The organism is Amycolatopsis rifamycinica, from assembly GCF_000695625.1.
In the GTDB taxonomy this organism is placed as follows: domain Bacteria; phylum Actinomycetota; class Actinomycetes; order Mycobacteriales; family Pseudonocardiaceae; genus Amycolatopsis; species Amycolatopsis rifamycinica.
The window spans coordinates 1-599 of the sequence record NZ_JMQI01000056.1; the positions used below are offsets into that span (position 1 = coordinate 1).

The following is a 599-nucleotide window of genomic DNA, read 5'->3' on the forward strand; positions in this document are numbered from 1 at the left end:
GGGATCAAACACATCCTGGGTATCTGGCTGGCGAAAGAGGAAGGAGCCTCGTTCTGGGCGCAGGTGTGTGCCAACCTCGCTACCCGCGGAGTGCACGATGTGTTCATCGTGTGCTGTGACGGGCTCAAGGGTCTGCCGGAGGCTGTGGAAGCCACCTGGCCGGATTCGATGGTCCAGACCTGTGTCGTCCATCTGATCAGGGCAGCGAACCGGTGGGTGGCCTACGGAGATCGCAAAGCGGTGTCCGCCGGGTTGAAGAAGATCTACACCGCCCCCACCGAGCAGACCGCTCTGGCGGCGTTGGCGGAGTTCGAGGCCTCCGAGCTGGGGGAAAAGTATCCGCAGTCAGTCAAGGTGTGGCGCGATGCGTGGGACCGGTTCATCCCGTTCCTGGAGTTCCCGCCGATGGCCAGGAAGGTGATCTACACCACGAACTCGATTGAGTCGATGAACAACGAGCTGCGTAAAGCCACCCGGAATCGGGTGCAGTTCACCAACGATGAGTCTGCGATCAAAACCTTGTGGTTGATGATCTGCAACATTGAGGACAAACGGGCCGCCAAGCGCGCTAAGCAGGGCAAACGGGTCGCGGCTACCAG

General features: G+C 60.6%; 1 protein-coding gene. It reads left to right on the forward strand.

Annotated features, from left to right (window positions below; translation table 11 throughout):
* A partial coding sequence (locus tag DV20_RS26635; protein WP_043784913.1) for an IS256 family transposase occupies positions 1–599 on the forward strand: 599 nt, incomplete at both ends.